This window comes from Bacteroides sp. K03 (genome assembly GCF_019734355.1).
GTDB lineage: Bacteria > Bacteroidota > Bacteroidia > Bacteroidales > Bacteroidaceae > Bacteroides > Bacteroides nordii.
In genome coordinates, this window is record NZ_JAASHC010000036.1 from 1 (window position 1) to 20,849 (window position 20,849).

Annotated in this window: 15 protein-coding genes and 2 pseudogenes; 7 read left to right on the forward strand and 10 right to left on the reverse strand. The window is 43.3% G+C overall.

All coding sequences use genetic code 11. The features are described from left to right. Window positions 1-293: 293 nt before the first annotated feature. Window positions 294-1,095 (reverse strand): annotated as a pseudogene (locus tag HCG69_RS18065) (PDDEXK nuclease domain-containing protein). Between the two features lie 131 nt (window positions 1,096-1,226). After that, window positions 1,227-1,664: a helix-turn-helix domain-containing protein gene (locus HCG69_RS18070; RefSeq protein ID WP_221651173.1), complete on the reverse strand. Its 438-nt coding sequence runs from the start codon at window positions 1,662-1,664 to the stop codon at window positions 1,227-1,229. Between the two features lie 194 nt (window positions 1,665-1,858). On the opposite strand from HCG69_RS18070, the gene HCG69_RS18075 reads away from it, so the two are divergent. Then, the gene (locus HCG69_RS18075) at window positions 1,859-2,137 is read left to right on the forward strand and encodes a hypothetical protein (RefSeq protein ID WP_255586233.1); all 279 of its coding nucleotides are present in this window, start codon (window positions 1,859-1,861) and stop codon (window positions 2,135-2,137) included. A gap of 161 nt (window positions 2,138-2,298) precedes the next feature. Here HCG69_RS18075 and HCG69_RS18080 read toward each other — a convergent pair whose 3' ends face one another. The 6 genes from HCG69_RS18080 to HCG69_RS18105 all read right to left on the reverse strand — a co-directional run bounded on the left by HCG69_RS18080 (window position 2,299) and on the right by HCG69_RS18105 (window position 9,303). Then, window positions 2,299-3,633, reverse strand: a complete 1,335-nt coding sequence (locus HCG69_RS18080; protein WP_221651175.1) for an NADP-specific glutamate dehydrogenase — start codon at window positions 3,631-3,633, stop codon at window positions 2,299-2,301. Between the two features lie 221 nt (window positions 3,634-3,854). Continuing rightward, window positions 3,855-4,031: a hypothetical protein gene (locus HCG69_RS18085; protein WP_002562412.1), complete on the reverse strand. Its 177-nt coding sequence runs from the start codon at window positions 4,029-4,031 to the stop codon at window positions 3,855-3,857. Further along, a complete protein-coding gene (locus HCG69_RS18090) occupies window positions 4,028-6,316 on the reverse strand; it encodes an NADP-dependent malic enzyme (protein WP_221651176.1) in 2,289 nt (762 codons plus the stop codon). The genes HCG69_RS18085 and HCG69_RS18090 overlap by 4 nt, the downstream gene beginning before the upstream one ends. Before the next feature lie 217 nt (window positions 6,317-6,533). Next, on the reverse strand, window positions 6,534-7,016 hold the full coding sequence (locus tag HCG69_RS18095; RefSeq protein WP_221651177.1) for a PepSY-like domain-containing protein: 483 nt from the start codon (window positions 7,014-7,016) through the stop codon (window positions 6,534-6,536). 122 nt (window positions 7,017-7,138) lie between these two features. Then, window positions 7,139-8,341 carry an ATP-binding protein gene (locus HCG69_RS18100; RefSeq protein WP_221651178.1) on the reverse strand — a complete coding sequence of 401 codons (1,203 nt, stop codon included), beginning with the start codon at window positions 8,339-8,341 and terminating at the stop codon, window positions 7,139-7,141. Window positions 8,342-8,457: 116 nt separating this feature from the next. Then, the gene (locus HCG69_RS18105) at window positions 8,458-9,303 is read right to left on the reverse strand and encodes an AraC family transcriptional regulator (protein ID WP_221651179.1); all 846 of its coding nucleotides are present in this window, start codon (window positions 9,301-9,303) and stop codon (window positions 8,458-8,460) included. 199 nt (window positions 9,304-9,502) lie between these two features. Here HCG69_RS18105 and HCG69_RS18110 point away from each other — a divergent pair, with 199 nt between their 5' ends. Genes HCG69_RS18110 through HCG69_RS18125 form a run of 4 tightly spaced genes read left to right on the forward strand, consistent with a single transcriptional unit; the run spans window position 9,503 to window position 15,874 of the window. After that, window positions 9,503-10,633: an efflux RND transporter periplasmic adaptor subunit gene (locus HCG69_RS18110; RefSeq protein WP_221651180.1), complete on the forward strand. Its 1,131-nt coding sequence runs from the start codon at window positions 9,503-9,505 to the stop codon at window positions 10,631-10,633. A gap of 22 nt (window positions 10,634-10,655) precedes the next feature. Further along, entirely contained in the window at window positions 10,656-13,853 is a 3,198-nt protein-coding gene (locus tag HCG69_RS18115; protein WP_221651181.1) for an efflux RND transporter permease subunit, read from the forward strand. Window positions 13,854-13,884: 31 nt separating this feature from the next. Next, a complete protein-coding gene (locus HCG69_RS18120) occupies window positions 13,885-15,258 on the forward strand; it encodes a TolC family protein (RefSeq protein ID WP_221651182.1) in 1,374 nt (457 codons plus the stop codon). Between the two features lie 16 nt (window positions 15,259-15,274). Beyond that, window positions 15,275-15,874, forward strand: a complete 600-nt coding sequence (locus HCG69_RS18125) for a TetR/AcrR family transcriptional regulator (protein WP_221651183.1) — start codon at window positions 15,275-15,277, stop codon at window positions 15,872-15,874. 571 nt (window positions 15,875-16,445) lie between these two features. On the opposite strand, the gene HCG69_RS18130 is transcribed toward HCG69_RS18125, so the two are convergent. Then, window positions 16,446-17,726: an O-acetylhomoserine aminocarboxypropyltransferase/cysteine synthase family protein gene (locus HCG69_RS18130; protein ID WP_221651184.1), complete on the reverse strand. Its 1,281-nt coding sequence runs from the start codon at window positions 17,724-17,726 to the stop codon at window positions 16,446-16,448. 321 nt (window positions 17,727-18,047) lie between these two features. Between HCG69_RS18130 and HCG69_RS18135 the strand changes: the two genes are divergently transcribed. Then, window positions 18,048-19,103 (forward strand): N-acetylmuramoyl-L-alanine amidase, encoded by a 1,056-nt coding sequence (locus HCG69_RS18135; RefSeq protein WP_221651185.1) that lies wholly within the window; start codon window positions 18,048-18,050, stop codon window positions 19,101-19,103. 87 nt (window positions 19,104-19,190) lie between these two features. After that, window positions 19,191-20,129, forward strand: a complete 939-nt coding sequence (locus HCG69_RS18140) for a homocysteine S-methyltransferase family protein (protein ID WP_221651186.1) — start codon at window positions 19,191-19,193, stop codon at window positions 20,127-20,129. Window positions 20,130-20,162: 33 nt separating this feature from the next. On the opposite strand, the pseudogene HCG69_RS18145 reads toward HCG69_RS18140, so the two are convergent. Continuing rightward, window positions 20,163-20,540: pseudogene (locus HCG69_RS18145) on the reverse strand (DUF302 domain-containing protein); the annotation flags it as partial. Window positions 20,541-20,849: the final 309 nt, after the last annotated feature.

Genomic DNA, 20,849 nt, shown 5'->3' on the forward strand with positions numbered 1-20,849 from the left:
TGATTTTGAATCCCATAGAGCCTACTTTGCAAAAGTGACTTATCAAACACGGTTCAACTAAATTGAAGAAGAACCACAAGAATGTACATTCTTATTATACAAAAGTGTACATTCTTGTAAGTGTTGATTATCAGATTGTTATAGGTGTGATTCTAACTTGCTGAATTACGAATTCTATAGTAGTTTGATTCGTTATTATTCAGTATAAAATTAATCCGGCTAACGGGTAGTGCATCTATAAGAATGCAGGCAATTTCTATTGGTTGTTATTGGTATATAGGTTATATACGACTTTAGATACCTTTGGAAATGAAATCTTTAATCTCTTCTTCACTAGGTAGCTGGACTTTGTATTTTTGCACAAAAATATTGGGGTCTAAACCTGCTGTTGCATAACGGACTAAAGTGTCTCCTTTTTCCGTGCACAATAAGATACCAATTGGAGGGTTATCATCAGGTTGCATTATTTCTGCTTTGAAGTAGTTGAGATACATATTCAGCTGGGATGCATATTCATGGTGGAATTTGTCAATTTTCAATTCCACTATTACATGGCATTTATCTACGAATTGTTTCCATTTCATAAAAAGCACGTTTGACGGGATTGTCAATAGCTGATATTAAAGACAGGTTAGAGTAAGTAAGTTTATTGAATAGCTTATCAGCTGGAATCATCCATTTATGTATATCCATCAATTCGGCGGATGTCATCCGCCGAATCTCATTTTCATATTTGGCGGATGCCATCTGCCGAATTGGGGTAGCGAATTCTGTAGTCAGTGACCAACGGATTTCCGGGTTTGACATAACATATCCTAAGACTTCTTCTTTTAATTGCGGATAAATTAGATACAAACGTCTGAATTCCCGGAATCTACGCTCATTTAACCCTTTGGTGTTTAATCGCTTTTCTAAATTCTTTAAAAGTTGCTCACCGTAGGTTGCACGGTCTTCGCCATGCTGTTCAAACTCAACAATGTAGCATCCCATTAACCAATTGCGGGAAGTTAGTGCAAGATTTACAGAATGTGCAGCTTGTGCTTGCAAGGTATTCTGAATGGCACCGATGTGATTAACTAAAGATTCAAAGTTCATATTTTTACTCTTTAGAAGACCTAAGCACATCTTGCAGATAATATATAGACTGCACCATCATCTTTATGTGAGTTTGATTCGTTATTATTCAGTATAAAATTAATCCGGCTAACGGGTAGTGCATCTATAACTTACTTCTGCTTTTCCAGATTTTGAATACGTTGCTCAAGCGCGGCGTATTTTTCATCTTTCTCTTTTAGTAAGCGTTCATAAAGTTCGGTGATTTTGTCGATAGGATTAAAAGCATTTTTTAGATTATTTGAATAACCTGTCGGAACAGTTACTCCCTCTTTATTATCATGTACATCATTTGTTATACTTTCAAATACCACTGATGGCGCATCTTCTTCCAGCGTTTTCAGATATTCTACCGGTACATTCAGTGCTCTGGCAAATCTTTGCAGTATTTCATCATCAATCGTTTTGGTTCTTTCGTATCTCGAAATAGCCGGTTGTGACAGATGTACAAGCTCAGACATGGCATCCTGTTTGATCCCTTTTTCAATGCGGGTGCGTCTTATATTATGTCCATGATGGACATTCAGGTTCTGTAATTCTTCTGTTTCCATGTTTTTTTAGTTTTTCAACAATTACTATCAGCAAAAAGTTTCATCCGAAGCAAATATACGAAAAAAACGAATAGAATGAATAAAATGAATGTCACTTTGCTCAAAATGAAATAAATTGAATGTATTTATATTTGCTGGTGTAGTTTTTTTACATTTAATTTGTAAATTCAAGAATGATTAAAATAGGAGGTGAAATGATTAAGTTATTGACAACTAAAGAGTCTACGTTATTAAGAAAACTGGCTAACTTATTGAAAGAGTATGATGCTATCATCTCCTGTGATACTTCGGATGAAGTTAAAATTATTGTTTTTGAAGGAGATAAAGATGTCAAAAGGGTGCCTATAATACTCCCGAAGAGTTTTGATGAAGAGGATATTGCGGATCTGTTAAATGAAACAAGCAGGCGGATAGAGTGGATAGCCAAAAATAAAGAAGTTAATTTCCTCCTTCCGGATGAAGAGAAGGGCTGAGGCTTCTACATCTAATGATGAATAACAATAGTTGTGACGTTGCATAACAATATATGTAGTGGTACATAACAATAGATGTAATTTATAACATGAAAAAGCCGCTCCCTCGTAAAGAAGCGGCTTTTCATATTAACTATAGCTTTTTAAAAAAGGGTTGCTGATTATAATATACCCTGAGCCATCATTGCTTTGGCAACCTTCATGAATCCGGCTACGTTAGCACCTTTCACATAGTTTACATAACCATCGGCTTCAGTACCGTATTGTACACAAGCTTCGTGGATATTCTTCATGATGCTCTTCAGTTTTTCATCTACTTCTTCAGAGCTCCAACTCAGTTTGATAGAGTTCTGAGTCATTTCCAGGCCGGATACGGATACACCACCGGCATTGGCAGCTTTACCCGGAGCATACAGGATTTTTGCATCCTGGAATACTTTGATAGCTTCCGGAGTAGAAGGCATGTTTGCACCTTCGCTGACTGCGATACATCCGTTTGCAACCAACTGACGGGCATGGTCACCATTCAACTCATTCTGTGTTGCAGAAGGCAGAGCGATATCGCATTTTTCACCCCAAGGTTTAGCTCCTTCTACATATTTGCAACCGTAAGTTTCGGCATATTCGCGGATACGGCCACGGTAGAGGTTCTTCAGTTCCATGATGTAATCCAATTTTGCGCGGTCGATACCGTCCGGATCGTAAATGTAACCATCAGAGTCGGACATCGTAACTACTTTACCACCCAGTTCCAATACTTTTTCTGCTGTATACTGAGCTACGTTACCAGAACCTGAGATAAGACAAACTTTGCCTTTCAGATCGGTACCCTGCCTTTTCAGCATTTCCATCAGGAAGTAGATGTTACCATAACCGGTAGCTTCCGGGCGAATCAGTGAACCACCAAATTCGCGGCCTTTACCTGTGAATGTTCCTGTGAATTCGTGAGCCAGTTTCTTGTACATGCCGAACATGAAACCTACTTCGCGGCCACCTACACCGATGTCACCTGCCGGTACGTCGGTCTCAGGACCGATGTGACGCCACAATTCCAGCATGAAAGCCTGTACGAAACGCATTACTTCGGCGTTTGACTTTCCGCGTGGAGAGAAATCAGAACCACCTTTACCACCACCCATCGGCAATGTAGTCAGTGAGTTTTTGAATGTTTGCTCGAAGGCAAGGAATTTAAGAATACTAAGGTTTACTGAAGCATGGAAACGGATACCGCCTTTGTACGGGCCGATAGCGTTGTTGTGCTGAACACGGTAACCCATGTTGGTCTGCACATTACCTTTATCGTCTACCCAAGTTACACGGAATTGATACACTCTGTCGGGAATGCAAAGACGCTCAATCAGGTTGGCTTTGTCGAATTCAGGATGTTTGTTGTATTCTTCTTCAATAGTAGCAAGAACTTCTTCTACTGCCTGATGATACTCCGGTTCATTGGGAAACCTTCTCTTCAAATCTTCTAATACCTTAGCTGCATTCATAATTCTTTTTCTTTTTATTAGTTGAGTTTATAAGTTGACAAATGAATGATGAGAACAAGTTGGCAGGGAAATCACCTGTCTTACTATCTTTTGTCTTGTTTCTCTCTTTTTGGTGTTGCAAAAGTAAACATAAAAATTGAACTTGCAAACATTTTATAAAGAAAAACGGCATAAAATATCAATTTTGATATTTTATGCCGCAAATATGGAATAAAAAGATATTATTTATTCTTTTTGAGCGATTTGTAGACAGGAATGAACACTAATGCTGCCGAAATGATAAGCATAAGTATTGTTGGACCGTCAATACGCTCGGCGTATACTAATACTATGTAACAAAGCGCTACCCAAAGCAGAATGATGCAAACTATTTGTGATTTGGATAACGGGCGTTTCATATCCCTGCTTTTTTCTTGTCAACAATCGCATCGATAACCGCTACGGCTGTGATATTTACAATATCGCGCACGGAGCTTTCGATATCGGTAAAGTGGATAGGCTTGTTCAATCCCATCTGGATAGGGCCAATCAGTTCTGTATCCGGAGTCATTGCCTGGATCAGTTTGTAACCGGAGTTGGCAGAACTGAGGTTGGGGAATACCAGTGTATTGACATCCTTACCATTGAGGCGGGTGAACGGGTATTTAGCATCACGAAGTTCGCGATTCATGGCGAAGTTTACTTGCATTTCACCATCAATAGCCAGTTCCGGGTACTCTTTCTGCATATATGTTACAGCCTCGTGTACTTTCAGCGGACTACCTGCCTGATCGGAACCAAAGTTAGAGTAGCTCAGCATAGCGATAACCGGAGTGTGATTAAAGAACCTCACTGTCTGATCTGCCAGTTTCGCAATATCTATCAGGGTTGAGGCATCCGGATGACGGTTGATCAAAGTGTCGGCCAGGAAGTAGGTTCCCTTCTTGGAATTCAGGATGTGCATCGTTCCGAAGTGGTTGTATTCGGGACGGATTCCGATTACTTCTTTGGCTACTTTGATTGTATTGCTATATTTGGTATACAATCCGGTGATAAAGGCGTCTGCATCTCCGGTTTCCACCATCATCATACCAAAGTAGTTACGCTCAAACATTTTATCTGTTGCTTCGTCATACGTAGCACCTTCGCGGGCACGCTTTTCTGCCAGTATCTTTGCATAGCGTTCGCGGCGTTCTGTTTCGCGGTCGTGGCGCAGGTTGACAATTTCGATACCTTCCAGGCTCAGGTCAAGTTCATGTGCCAGTTTCTCGATACGTTCTTCGTTACCTAATATAATAGGATGGCAGATACCTTCTGCTTTTGCTTCAACGGCAGCTTTCAACATATTGGGGTGGCCACCTTCGGCAAATACGACGCGTTGCGGATTACGGCGGGCCGTATCATAAAGCTGGCGGGTGAGCTGTGACTCTTGTCCCATGAGTTCGCGAAGATGCGTTCTGTAAGCGTCCCAATCCTCGATATTTTTGCGGGCTACACCACTTTCCATGGCAGCACGGGCCACAGCGATGGATACTTCTGTAATCAGACGAGGGTCTACCGGTTTCGGAATGAAATATTCCGGTCCGAAGGTGAAGTTGTTTACATGGTAAGCTTCGTTTACTACATCGGGCACGGGTTGTTTTGCCAGGTTGGCAATAGCATGTACGGCAGCGATTTTCATTTCTTCGTTAATGGCTTTGGCCTGTGTATCCAGTGCACCACGGAAGATATAAGGGAAACCAATCACATTGTTGATCTGGTTCGGATAGTCCGAACGTCCGGTTGCCATTAATACATCGGGGCGGGCAGCCATAGCATCTTCATAAGAAATCTCCGGCGTCGGGTTGGCAAGTGCAAACACAATAGGAGAGGCAGCCATGCTGCGTACCATATCTTGTGAAAGTACATTTCCTTTTGACAGGCCGAGGAATACATCTGCTCCTTTGATGGCTTCTGCCAGTGTATGAATGTCGGTACGGTCTGTGGCAAAATATCTCTTCTGTTCGTTCAGGTCGGTACGGGCTTTGCTGATAACGCCTTTGCTATCCACCATTACGATGTTTTCGAGGCGTGCACCGAGTGATACGTATAGTTTTGTACACGATACGGCAGAAGCACCTGCACCGTTTACAACGATTTTCACATTCTCAATTTTCTTTCCGGCTACTTGCAGGGCATTGATCAGTCCGGCGCTGGAGATAATAGCCGTTCCGTGCTGGTCGTCGTGCATGACAGGAATGTCGAGTTCTTCTTTTAACCGGCGTTCTATTTCAAAACACTCCGGCGCTTTGATATCCTCCAGGTTGATGCCGCCAAAAGTCGGTGCAATTGCTTTTACAGCTTCGATGAACTTGTCCGGGTCTTTTTCGTCTACTTCAATATCGAACACATCGATACCTGCATAGATTTTAAATAATAGTCCCTTACCTTCCATTACCGGTTTGCCACTTAGTGCACCTATATCGCCCAGACCGAGTACGGCTGTACCGTTGGAGATTACAGCTACCAGGTTTCCTTTGGCTGTATATTTATATGCATCCTGCGGGTTCTTTTCGATTTCGAGGCATGGTTCTGCCACACCGGGAGAGTAAGCAAGCGATAAGTCGGTTTGTGTACTATAGGGTTTGGTAGGAACTACCTCAATTTTACCGGGTTTGCCCTGTGAATGATAGAGCAAAGCGGCCTCTTTTGTTATTTTAGCCATGATACTGCGTTTTTATAAAGGTTATCATTTGTCTGCAAATGTAGGAATAAAAGTTAGAAACTGTAGTCTATCTGTTATAAATTCTATTAAATTAATAACAAAAAGGCACAAAAAGAGAGAAATAGTACCTCCTTTTGTGCCTTTTACGTATATATATTCTAATTCATTTTCCGACCTTCATACTCTGTCTTTTATTTTTTATTCTTCGTTCTTTAATTTACAGGAAAGTTCCCGGACCCAGTATATCATACATATTGCTCACATCCCGGGTACGCAACAATTGACCGTTGGGGGTATAAAACAGCTGGTATTTCATATCTATATTGGCTTTTCCCACTTTAATAACAATAATGGGTTCCCATTTGGGGAATTCAACGTAGGTGACATCTTCAACAATTCCGTCCGCATAGTCGCTGGCGGCAAAAGCATTGTATACGGCAGGAGAGAGGCGGTCTACACTTACCAGTTCTGTCTGGGTCATGGCCCATTGTGCCTGGGCATTGAACCATACATTCTTTTCAAGGCCGTTCATCATGAAGTCGGCACAATAATAACCGTCATCCTGTGACCAGGCAATATCTTTGGCAGTGGGGTACATCTTTTTTAAAGCTGCCTGTACTTGGGCAGGAGCATAGCCGGCAAAGGCGGTGGTAGAAGCTATCAGCATAGCAAGCAATACACCAAGTTTTAATTTAATCATAGTTAAAGTGTTTAGTTAGGTGGATATTTTTGCTACTAACACTCAGTGCTGCTTTTTGTTTAGCTAAGAGTGCTTCCCGCACGGGGAGATACGCCAAGCGATGGTTAATCTGCGTTTTATTCTTATAAAAAGTTATAACTTGAAACGACTTTAATAGTCAGGTCTTCTATTTGAAAAACGTCTTCCTGATTTAATGTTACGATGTAACCCTCATTGAGGTGATATGTTTTCATGGCATCTATTAGTCCATTGAATTCACGTGTCTGATTATCTATGTCAAGTTTCAGGCAAACCTGAATAGCTTGTGTAATGGCTCCTTTTTCTATGGTGATAAAGTCACATTCACCTTTTCCTTTATGATAATATATTTCTTTATATTTTAATCGTAAAGCGTTATAAACCATGTTTTCTAACTTATGTCCTTCTTCTCCTTTTATTTTATTGACGTTAGCTGCTACTAACCCCATGTCGATTGCATAGATTTTTTTAGGATTGACCGTTTGTTTCTTTAATGAATAATCAAACATGGGGACTAAATTTATTAAATAACTTTGTTCCAGATGAGAAATATATTCCAGGATTGTAGTAGTAGAGCTAATGCCGGAAGGTTCCTTCAGCTTGTTTGCAGATGTCAGATTACCTATGTTTGAAAGCAGATAAACCATTAAACGTTTTAATCCGCGTGTATCTTTTATACCATATCGCACAGAAATGTCCCGTATGAGTATATCATCAAGTAGATTTGCCAATATTTCTTCAAAAGGAGCTTTTAAGTATTCAGGAAATCCACCTAAACGCATATACTCTTTAATAGAATCTTCGTTATGATCAAAATCTTTAAAACGACAAAATTCGTCATATGAGAAAGGGAATAGTTCTATAGTTAAGTGTCTTCCTGTTAAACTGGTTCCCAGCTCTTTACTTAATAAAGATGCATTGGAACCAGTAACGAAAACCTTAAAACTTTCGTCTAACTTTTGGCGGACATAACGTTCCCAACCTGTAACTACTTGTATCTCATCAAACATCAAGACTTGATTTCCTGCTTCTGCTATGATCATATCCAACTTCTGGAAATCAGATATTTCAAAATCATATAATCGTGGATCGTCAAAGTTAATATATAAAGCTTCTGTGTGTTTCTGTTTTAATAATTGATGTAGAAGGGTACTCTTTCCACATCTTCGAACACCAGATACAATGAGAGCATAGTTGTCAATATCCGGTAAAGTCTTTAACTCATTCCGAAGCATTCCTTTCTCTTTAATTTGCAGCATCTCTTTTTGTTGGCGGATTATCTCCTGTAGAAAATCTTTTTGTATCATAACATATTGCATTTAGATACAGGCAAATATAAAGGTTTCCATTGTAAATGCAAAATAGTTTCCATTCTAAATGGAAACTACTATCCGTTTAGAATGGAAGCTATTTATCTAACTCTTTATTTTCCTTTCCCATTCCGGTATTCCGCCGGAGACATTCCCTCATGCCGTTTGAAGTACCTGCCCAAATAAGACTGATCCGGAAATCCCAATTTATCGGCTATTTCCTGGATGTTCAATTTAGAAGATTGGAGTAATACTTTTATTTCCAGTATGGCGAAGTTATCAATTATTTTTTTAGCAGAGTTGCCTGTCACACTCCGGCAGATTCCTGTCAGGTATTTGGTAGAGATGCAAAGCTTGTTGGCATAGAAGGTTACATCACGCTGTGAGCTGCAATGTTCATGTACCATGGCAACGAATTTACCAAATATCTCATCCTGGCGATTGCTGCCTTCAATCTCACTTTTAGTAAAGTAACGGTATGTTTTATCGTAAATATCAAGTAGAAAACTTTGCAAATGATTACGGGCTATCTGATTACGAAAACGGTTTTCGTAGTCAATGTAGATGGCGGAAGTGGCATCCATAAGCCCATTTATACTTCTGGTTGCATCTTCGGGGAGCGTATAGCAAGGGTTTTCTTTCAGAAAATGAAAGAAGGGCGGGTCGAGCCGCAGACAGGCTTCCCGAAACATTTCGCCATAGGAAGCGAAAAAAGAAAGGTTGAAGTCATCACTTTTTCCGTCCAGGCTGATTACGGTTCCGGGTAATAAAACAATCTGGGTGTTTTTTACTATCTCATATTTCCGAAGGTCGATAGTAATTTGTGCCCAACCGCTGCGACAGAATAAAATGACAGCGCAATCGAGTTTGTTCAAACGGTTGTGAAAAGCAGCAAGATCGCCTGTCCCGGCTATGAAAGATCTTTCCAGAGAGACGGTGAGCGGGTTTTTATATTCCATACTTTGTTCTTTATTTCACTGGCAAATATAGGAGTTTTAACTGAAAATAGAGATATGTTGTTCCGAAAATGAACAAAACTGTGGATGGTATGAAAAGTTTTCTGCAAGGAAAACGTTCTACCTTTGCCGCGACAAAATAGATAAGTCAACCAGTTGAAGGATCAACTGTATAGTAGAGAACATTAATTAAATGGGTATTATGAGCAAAAAGGTATGTAGAATGAAGCACATTGTGATGCTATCATGTTGTTTGGCTGTTGCAGGATGCAAGCAGGCACCACAAGTACAAATGGAAAGCGGATATGAGGTGATGACGGCATCACCGTCCGACCGGGTATTGTTCAGTACATATTCGGCGACAATTCGCGGTCGGCAGGATATTGAGATTTATCCGCAAGTGAGTGGTACGTTGACTAAAGTATGTGTCACAGAAGGTCAGCGGGTAAAGAATGGGCAGGCATTGTTTATCATAGACCAGGTGCCTTATGAAGCGGCTTTACAGACGGCTTTGGCCAATGTGGAAGCAGCAAAGGCTACACTGGCAACGGCACAATTGACGTATGACAGCAAGCAGGAACTCTACAGACAGAATGTAGTTTCCGAATTCGATCTTAGCACGGCAAAGAACTCATTGCTGGCAGCCAAAGCACAATTGGCACAGGTGAAGGCCCAGGAGGTGAATGCCCGTAATAACCTTTCTTATACGGTAGTGAAAAGTCCTGCCGATGGAGTTGTGGGAACTTTGCCTTATCGTGTAGGAGCGTTGGTTAGTGCCAGCCTGCCGGAAGCGTTGACTACCGTTTCTGACAATTCGGATATGTATGTTTACTTCTCTATGACCGAAAATCAGTTGTTAGGATTGATCAGGCAGTATGGTTCGAAAGAGGAGGCACTGAAACAGATGCCGGCTATTGATTTATTGTTGAACGACAAATCTGCTTATTCGGAAAAGGGAAGAATTGAGACGATTAGTGGGGTGATTGATCGTAGTACGGGAACTGTTAGTCTGCGTGCCGTATTCCCGAATGAGGGAGGGTTGCTTCATAGCGGTGGTGCCGGTAATGTGATTGTACCTGTGCAGAAATCAGGAGCTATTGTTATTCCTCAGGCAGCTACATATGAAATTCAGGATAAGGTATTTGTATATAAGGTAGTAGACGGCAAGGCGCAATCGGCTCCCGTGCAGGTGACCCGTGTGAACGGTGGGAAAGAATATATCGTAGATAGTGGGTTAGAGTCTGGTGAGGTGATTGTAGCAGAAGGAGTAGGATTACTTCGTGAGGGTACCCCAATTCAACCGAAAGACGCATTGCATGGCACATCAAAGTAATTAATGAAATAAAGACAAAATAATGAACTTAAGAACTTTCATTGAACGGCCGGTTCTATCGGCTGTCATCTCTATAACGATTGTCGTTGTCGGGATCATCGGACTGTTCACGTTGCCCGTCGAACAATATCCTGATATTGCTCCTCCCACCATTATGGTGAGTACCAGTTATTTTGGTGCCAGCGCAGAGACTTTGCAAAAGAGTGTGATTTCTCCGCTGGAAGAAGCAATTAATGGTGTGGAAGATATGACTTACATGACCTCTTCGGCTACCAATGCCGGTACGGTTTCCATCACTGTTTACTTCAAACAGGGTACCGATCCTGACATGGCGGCAGTAAACGTGCAGAACCGTGTTTCTAAGGCTACAGGCCAGCTTCCGGCGGAAGTGACCCAGGTAGGAGTTACTACCTCCAAGCGGCAGACCAGTATCTTGCAGATGTTCTCTTTGTATAGCCCAGACGATTCTTACGATGAGACTTTCCTTTCCAACTATATCAGTATCAATCTGAAACCTGAAATTCTCCGTATCTCCGGAGTAGGAGATATGATGATTATGGGCGGCGAATATAGCTTGCGTGTATGGATGAAACCGGATGTGATGGCACAGTACAAACTCATTCCGGGTGATGTAACCTCTGTACTTGCCGAACAGAACATTGAATCGGCTACCGGATCATTCGGTGAGAACTCCGACGAAACCTACCAGTATACCATGAAGTATAAAGGCCGTCTCATTACTCCCGAAGAGTTTGGTGAAATTGTAATCCGCTCCACGGACGACGGCGAAGTACTGAAACTAAAAGATATTGCCGACCTTGAATTGGGACAGGAAAGCTATGCCTACAAAGGTACTACCGATGGACATAATGGTATTTCCTGCATGATATTTCAGACAGCCGGTTCTAATGCTACCGAAGTGAACAATAACATTGATAAATTTCTGGAGGAAGCCCGGAAAGATTTGCCGAAAGGGGTAGAGCTTACACAGCTGATGAGTTCCAATGACTTCTTGTATGCTTCTATTTATGAGGTAGTCAAGACGCTGATTGAAGCTATTATTCTGGTAATCCTGGTGGTGTATGTCTTCTTGCAGGACATTCGTTCCACGCTGATTCCGTTGGTAGGTATTATTGTTTCTTTGATCGGTACGTTTGCCTTTATGGCACTGGCGGGTTTCAGTATCAACCTGATCACGCTGTTTGCTTTGGTATTGGTCATCGGTACGGTGGTAGATGATGCCATTGTGGTGGTCGAGGCGGTGCAAGCCCGGTTTGATGTGGGGTATAAATCTTCTTATATGGCAAGTATAGATGCAATGAAAGGTATCAGTAATGCGGTAATTACTTCCTCACTGGTATTTATGGCGGTATTTATTCCGGTATCTTTTATGGGAGGTACCTCCGGAACCTTCTATACGCAATTCGGATTGACAATGGCGGTTGCTGTGGGTATTTCCGCTATCAACGCCCTCACGCTGAGTCCGGCGCTTTGTGCACTGTTGCTGAAACCTTATATTAATGAGGACGGAACACAGAAGAATAATTTTGCTTCCCGTTTCCGCCGTGCATTTAATGCAGCTTTTGATGTGGTGGTAGATAAATATAAAGGCATCGTATTGTTTTTCATCAAACGCAGATGGCTTACATGGTCTTTGCTGGCTTGTTCGATGGCTTTGCTTCTGTTCTTCATGAATACCACGAAGACAGGGTTGGTACCGGATGAAGACCAGGGAGTGGTGTTTGTGAATGTCAGTACTGCTGCCGGTAGTTCACTCAAGACTACGAATACGGTCATTGAACGTATCGAGAAGCGTCTGGAAGATATCCCGCAGGTGGCACATGTGCAGAAGGTGGCAGGTTACGGATTGTTATCCGGGCAGGGAAGTTCATTCGGTATGCTGATTCTGAAGTTGAAACCCTGGGACGAACGCCCCGGCAAGGAAGATAATGTACAGGCTGTTATCGGTCGGGTATATGGCTGTACGGCGGATATCAAGGATGCTACAGTATTTGCCATTTCTCCGGGTATGATTCCGGGTTACGGTATGGGTAATGCACTCGAACTGCATATGCAGGACAAACAGGGAGGTGATGTAAACACTTTCTTCCAGACCACACAGCAATATCTGGGTGCTTTGAACCAGCGTCCTGAGATAGCAATGGCATATTCTACATTTGATGTAGGTTATCCGCAATGGTCGGTAGAAGTAGATGCTTCCAGATGTAAACGTGCAGGTATTACGCCGGATCAGGTACTCAGCACTTTGTCGGGATATTATGGCGGGCAATATGTGTCCAACTTCAACCGGTTCTCAAAAGTATATAAGGTAATGATACAGGCCGATCCTGAATATCGTCTGGATGAGACTTCACTGAACAATACTTTTGTGCGTATGGCGAATGGGGAAATGGCTCCGCTGAGCCAGTTTGTAACATTGACACGCGTGTATGGTGCCGAATCACTGAGCCGCTTCAATATGTACAACTCTATTGCGGTAAATGCGATGCCTGCTGAAGGTTACAGTACCGGTGACGCAATTCGTGCCGTGCAGGAAACTGCCGCCACTTCATTGCCCAAAGGCTATGGTTATGATTATGGAGGTATCACTCGTGAAGAGAACCAGCAGAGTGGCACTACAATTATCATATTTGCTATCTGTTTCCTCATGATTTACCTCATCCTGAGTGCACTTTATGAGAGTTTCATTGTACCTTTTGCCGTACTTCTGAGTGTGCCCTGCGGACTCATGGGAAGTTTCCTTTTTGCCCGTATGTTCGGACTCGAGAACAATATCTATTTGCAAACGGGGCTTATCATGCTGATTGGTCTGTTGGCAAAGACAGCGATCTTGCTGACGGAATATGCAACCGAGCGCCGTAAGGCAGGTATGGGACTGATTGCTTCGGCACTGAGTGCAGCCAAAGCCCGTTTCCGTCCTATCCTGATGACGGTTCTTACAATGGTTTTCGGTCTGTTGCCTTTGATGGTAGCTTCCGGAGTAGGAGCCAATGGTAACCGTTCACTCGGAACCGGTACGGTAGGTGGCATGGTGGTTGGTACACTGGCGTTGCTATTCATTGTTCCTTCACTCTTTATAGCCTTCCAGTGGTTACAGGAACGTTTGCGTCCGGTACAGCCTCAGCCTACCCACGATTGGCAGATTGAGGAAGAGATTGTGAAGAGCGACCGGGAAAAACAAGAAGCCGGTAAGGAATGACCTTAACCAAATTATTAAAAAGAAAAGAAATATGAAGAAGATAATTCTATTATCTGTGGCAACGACTTTTATACTGAGTAGTTGCGGCATTTATTCCAAATACAAACCTGCTACGGAGGTTCCCGAAGGGCTTTATGGGGCTACTGATACGCTTGTGTCCGCTACCGATACCGCCAATCTGGGAAATCTCTCCTGGCGTAAGGTATTTACAGACCCGCACTTGCAGATGCTCATTGACTCTGCCCTGGTGTGCAATACTGATTTGCAAACCGCCCATTTGCGTGTGAAAGAGGCTGAGGCTACATTGCTTTCTGCCCGTTTATCCTATCTGCCTTCTTTCTCTCTTTCTCCGCAAGGCACGGTGAGTAGTTTTGATGGTGCGAAAGCTACGCAGACGTACACATTGCCTGTTTCTGCAAGCTGGGAGATTGATCTCTTCGGACGTATCACCAACGCCAAGCGCCGGGCAAAGGCGGTTCTTGCTCAAAGCCGGGAGTATGAACAGGCTGTGCAGACCCAACTGGTGTCGGCCGTAGCCAACAATTATTATACCCTGCTGATGCTCGATGCCCAGCTTGAAATATCTACAGCCACCGAGGCTGCCTGGGCGGAGAGTGTGACTGCTACCCGTGCTATGAAAGCAGCCGGTATGGTGACCGAAGCAGGGTTGGCGCAGACCGAAGCTACCTATTATAATATCCGTACATCGCTGCTTGATTTGAAAGAGCAGATCAATCAAGTGGAGAATGCCCTTTCCCTGTTGCTGTTTGATGTTCCTCAGAACATTCGGCGCGGCAAGCTTGAAGGGCAGCAATTGCCCGAAGACCTCTTCGTTGGTGTACCTCTTCAGATGCTTGCCAACCGTCCCGATGTGCGCAGTGCAGAACAGGCTTTGGCACAGGCTTTTTATACAACCAATAGTGCGCGTTCTGCTTTCTATCCCTCTATCACGTTGAGTGGTAGTGCCGGATGGACTAACTCGGCAGGTGCTCTGATTGTCAATCCGGGCAAGTTCATTGCTACGGCAGTTGCGTCGTTGACGCAGCCGTTGTTCAACCGGGGACAGAATATCGCCCAGCTCAAAATAGCGAAGGCACAGCAGGAGGAGGCACGTCTCAGCTTTGAACAGACGTTGCTCAATGCAGGTAGCGAGGTTAACAATGCACTGGTACAATATCAGACAGCCCGTGACAAATCGGAGTATTTCACTAAACAGGTTGCCTCACTGGAAAATGCCGCCCGAAGCACCCGTTTGTTGATGAAGCATGGCAATACCACGTATCTGGAAGTATTGACTGCCCAGCAGACATTGCTCAATGCACAACTTTCTCAGGTAGCCAACCGTTTTACTGAAATTCAGGGAGTTATTACATTGTATCAGGCCCTTGGTGGCGGAAGAATGTAAGAAGAGGAGGAATGGAATGAAACCCGAAACTGTTCGTCGCCGAATAATTGATTATACCAAGCAGGAGATGATTCTGCACGGCGTCAGTCGTTTGACTATGGATATTATTGCTCAGGGCATGGGCATGTCCAAACGGACGCTTTATCAGCTTTTTCCCAGCAAAGTCTGCCTGGTACGTATTTGCCTGGCAGAGTTTGCTGCCGAGAAACACAACCGGTTGCTTACCGGGCAGAAACAAGAAGAGTATTCCTGTACTGAGATTCTTTTCCGTACGATGGATGCTTATACATCGCTGATACATTGTCAGGGTAGTACATTGTTGTCTGATCTGGCAGGAGATCCCGACTATCAACCTATGTTGGAACGTGAAAAGACTTTCTGGTTGCAGCAACTGGCCGATGCGCTGAATCTTTGCAAGGCTTGCGGGGTGTTGGTAGCTGATGTTAATCCCGACCGTTTGGCGATAGAAATACTCACTATCCTTTATGAGAACTGTTTGCGTGGCGCTTCCTATGCCACGCAACGGTTACTTGCTTATTCGTTGTTACGAGGTTTTTTTAAAGTGGATGATATCCGCTATATTGATGAATGTTTGCCGATAACGAAGACAGGATGAGGTGTTTATTTCTGTATGGCATTTCACCACAGAGTACGCAGAGGGCACGGAGTTTTGAATCTTTCTTGAAACGCAGAATTAACGCAGATTTTCGCAAAGGGAAACAAATCCAAGATAAATAACTACAGTCTTTTAATCTGTGTTTATCTGTGTTAATCCGCGTTTTATCAGATAAATAATACTCTGTGGAACTCTGTGCTACTCTGTGGTGAGTTTTGCTCATTTTTGTATGGCTTTGAACTCAGTAACCAACTACTCGGAATGAAGAGTTAGATTGTTTTACATGTCCTTCCTTCCGCAAGCCATACGTATTGCCCGGCTCCGGGGAGGACGTTGCTCGGCTCCGGGGAAGAGGCTGTTCGGCTCCGGGGAGAAAATGTACTTGTAAAGTCTTTGATTATCAATTTGTTGTAGGATAGGCTTTTTATCTTCTCTATTCTATGGGTGTGGTAATATTGCTTTACATCATACAAAAATATCACTTTGATGAATGGTTACTCTTATAAAGAAAGAGACACGAAGCAAATTGGCTTCGTGTCTCTTTCTTTATATAAGATTGTAATGTATGGGCTTATGCGTTCAGCGCCTGTTCAATATCTGCAATAATGTCTTCGGCACTTTCTATACCCACCGAGAAGCGGATCAAGTCCGGGCGTACACCTGCTTCCATGAGCTGCTCATCAGTCAGTTGACGGTGTGTGTGGCTGGCAGGATGCAGTACACATGTACGGGCGTCTGCCACATGAGTCACGATAGCAGCCAGTTGCAGTGAATCCATGAATTTGATAGATACTTCGCGTCCGCCTTTCAGTCCGAAAGAGATAACGCCGCAGGAACCGTTCGGCATATATTTCTGGGCCAGTTCGTAGTATTTGTTTCCCGGAAGACCGCAATAGTTCACCCAGGCTACTTTGTCATTCTTAGCAAGATATTCGGCCACCTTCTGTGCGTTGCCACAATGCTGAGGCATGCGGAGATGCAACGTTTCCAGTCCTAAATTCAATAGGAAAGCATTCTGCGGGCTTTGGATACTACCTAAGTCACGCATCAGTTGGGCAGTGGCTTTGGTTATATATGCCATTTTACCGAAAGAGGTTGTGTAAGTCAGTCCATGGTAAGACTCATCCGGTGTGCAAAGTCCGGGGAACTTATCAGCATGGGCATCCCAGTCGAAATTACCACTGTCTACGATACAGCCGCCTACGCTGGTGGCATGTCCATCCATGTATTTGGTAGTAGAGTGTACCACGATGTCTGCTCCCCACTCAAACGGGCGGCAGTTGATAGGAGTAGGGAATGTATTGTCTACAATCAACGGAACGCCATTGCTATGAGCGATGCGGGCAAACTTTTCGATGTCCAGTACTTCGAGAGACGGATTGGAGATTGTTTCGCCAAACAGTGCCTTGGTGTTAGGGCGGAAAGCCGCGGAGATTTCTTCCTCACTGGCATCGGGGCTGACAAAAGTAACATCAATACCTAACTTCTTCATCGTCACTCCGAACAGGTTGAATGTACCACCGTAGATGGCCGATGAACAAACAAAATGATCGCCTGCCTGGCAAATGTTGAATATGGCATAAAAATTGGCTGCCTGCCCGCTGGAAGTCAGCATAGCAGCTACACCTCCTTCGAGTGCAGCAATTTTGGCAGCTACGGCGTCGTTGGTAGGATTTTGCAGGCGGGTGTAGAAATAACCACTATCCTCAAGATCAAACAAACGGGCCATCTGCTCACTGGTTTCATATTTGAAAGTAGTACTCTGATAGATGGGCAGCACGCGCGGCTCACCCTTTTTAGGAGTCCATCCTGCTTGTACACACAGGGTTTCGGGTTTGAATTGTTTTGCCATAATTGTTATTGGGTTTTCAGATTTATTGCCTTAAAAAAGTTATATCGACGCAAAAGTAGAGAAAATAATTGGTTTAAAAGGTTATCTTTGCGGAGTTATTCAATTGACAGTTGACAATTATTTAATTGACAGTTATTCAATTGACAGTTGACAGTTGACAATTGACAGTTATCCAGTTGGCAATTGTTCAACGAACGGTTACCTATTGACATTGAACACATAACTCTGTATCCGCGCAGCCCACTGTCAATTGTCAACTGTCAACTGTCAACTGTCAATTGTCAACTGAATAACTGTCAATTAAATAATTTTCAATTAAATATGAATCGTCTCCTCTGTCTTTTTCTGTTTATCTCTTTCCTGTTTGTTGCCCCGGATATGTGGGCGCAGCAGAAAGCTACTCCGAAAGCTGGTGAGGGAATTTCGTCTTTCCTACTGCGCCACAATCGTGCTCCCAAGAAGTACTATGATGATTTTGTTGAGTTGAACAAAGCTAAATTAGGAAAAGATAAAACACTTAAAATGGGAGTTATCTATCTGATTCCTCCTGCAAAAAGTTCTGTATCTGCTGCTACGGCTAAGTCTGCTCCTGCCGGAAAAACCGTTGAGACGCAGGATAAACCCAAACTTGCACGGCGGACAGAAATCAATGAACCTCTCTTCGGAAAATTGCTGGCAAACACAAAAGTTACCTCCAATCGCTTGGCCGGTGCCTGCTTTTATGTGGTCAGCGGGCATGGCGGACCTGATCCCGGAGCCATTGGCAGGGTGGGGAAGCACGAACTTCACGAGGATGAATATGCCTATGATATTGCTCTGCGTCTGGCACGTAACCTGATGCAGGAAGGAGCAGAAGTACATATCATTATTCAGGATGCCAAAGACGGAATCCGTGACGATGCTTACCTCTCTAACAGTAAACGGGAGACTTGTATGGGCGATCCCATTCCCTTGAATCAGGTGCAACGTCTGCAACAGCGATGTGACAAAATAAATGCCCTGTATCGCAATGACCGTAAAAACTATAAGTATTGCCGTGCCATTTTTATTCATGTAGATAGCCGTAGTAAAGGAACGCAGACGGATGTGTTTTTCTACCACTCCAACCGCAAAGCTGATAGTAAACGATTGGCGAATAATATGAAAGATACTTTTGAGTCGAAGTACGGAAAACACCAACCAAACCGTGGTTTCTCCGGAACAGTGAGCGGACGGAATTTATATGTATTGGCCCATACAACCCCTGTATCTGTATTTGTAGAACTGGGTAATATCCAGAACACACTTGACCAAAGACGATTGGTTATTCCTTCCAACCGGCAAGCATTGGCGAAATGGTTAATGGAAGGTTTTCTGAAAGATTATAAAGGGATGTGAATTTAGCAAGAACGGACAACCGGACTGTGAGAATAAACCCTATATTTGTTGGCGAATACGAAGTAAAAACCTAAAAACTTACCTTACATGAATCAGTTGTCTTTTGTCGGCACTTATCGGACTTCTCCTTATATTCTTACTGAAGGAGCCGTTGTAGAGCGTTTGCGTCGTGAATTTCATATCCCTTTGGATGAAGATCTTATCCATGCAGCTTTGATCTATAATACTTCTTACCGTGAAGTCCTGGCAGGCATTTATAAGCAATATATTGACATTGCCGCCCGGTATCAGTTGCCCTTGATGCTGATGACACCTACCCGCAGAGCTAATGCAGAAAGAATCTCCGGTTCGGTTTACCGAAACCGGGATATATTGCGGGACAACGTTGCCTTTCTTTCGGAACTTCGCGATACAGCTTCTACTCCCGTCTATATTGGTGGCCTGGCCGGTTGCCGGGGCGACGCTTATGATGGACGCTACCATCTCTCGGTAGAAGAAGCAACACAATTCCATTATCCCACCGTTCGTGCCCTGGCTGAGGCAGGTGCCGACTATTTGTTTGCAGGCATTATGCCTCAACTCACCGAGACCATTGGTATGGCCAATGCAATGGCAGCAACCGGATTGCCCTATATCATCAGCTTTATGATTCGTCGTGACGGACGGTTGTTGGATGGAAGTTTTATCCATGATGCTATTGATACAATAGATAAAGAGGCAACCACCCGTCCACTTTGCTATATGGCAAACTGTGTACATCCCGATGTGCTGCACCAGGCTTTGTCACATTCGCATAATGATACTCCTCTGGTGCGTGAACGCTTTCAGGGGCTTCAGGCTAATGCTTCTACATTAACTCCCGAAGAATTGGAAGGGCGTACCGATCTGGAATCTTCTTCTCCTGATGAGCTGGCCGACAGATTGATGACGTTACTTTGGGATTTCCCGTTAAAAATTTGCGGAGGCTGTTGTGGCACAGACGAGCGGCATCTCAATAGCTTTGCAGAGATTCTGACCCAACGCTGACCTTTTTTATAGCGATAGATACTTTATCTCTTGTCAGCGGGCATTTACTGACTGGGATGCTATCTTCTCCAGTAATTCCTGCATTTTACCAATTACAGGGTGGTCCTCCATTCCGTAGTTGGCTGCTATTTGCTTTATTAGTGGAATACTGAGCCATACGTTTCTATCCTTATCTTCCCATACTGATATCTTTAGTGGTAATTCGATTGATATAGCCGGATTTTCTTGCATGAGTACAGTACCTACTTTGGGTGAACCGAAAACAATGACCTGATTTGGGAGGAGTTGCAGCCCTGCTTCTTCTGCATTCTTCTCATGATCGAATTTGGCAAATACAGGGATATCCATGGTTTTTAATATCTGTTCTGTACGCATCATTGTTTCGGATACGCCGAACTGGCTTTTATAAGACTTATTCATAACTCTTCCTCCGTTTTGTGCCAATATCGTGTTAGAAATCAGCATGATGATTATAATTAGTAAACTCTTTCTCATAACGCATTCAGTTTTCCTTTTGTTTTTTGATCTCATGATGCAAAGATAGAGTGTTACGGTATTTGAGGAAATGGCTATATTACCTGTTTAGCTGGCTATTATTCCCGAAAAGAGAGCTTGTTTAGTTGAAAGTAGGGAGTTGAAAATTGGCTGCGCTGTTACGTTACATAGTACTTCTTAATTGAAGGTCTTATTTAGTTAAAAATTGAAAGTTGACAATGGTCA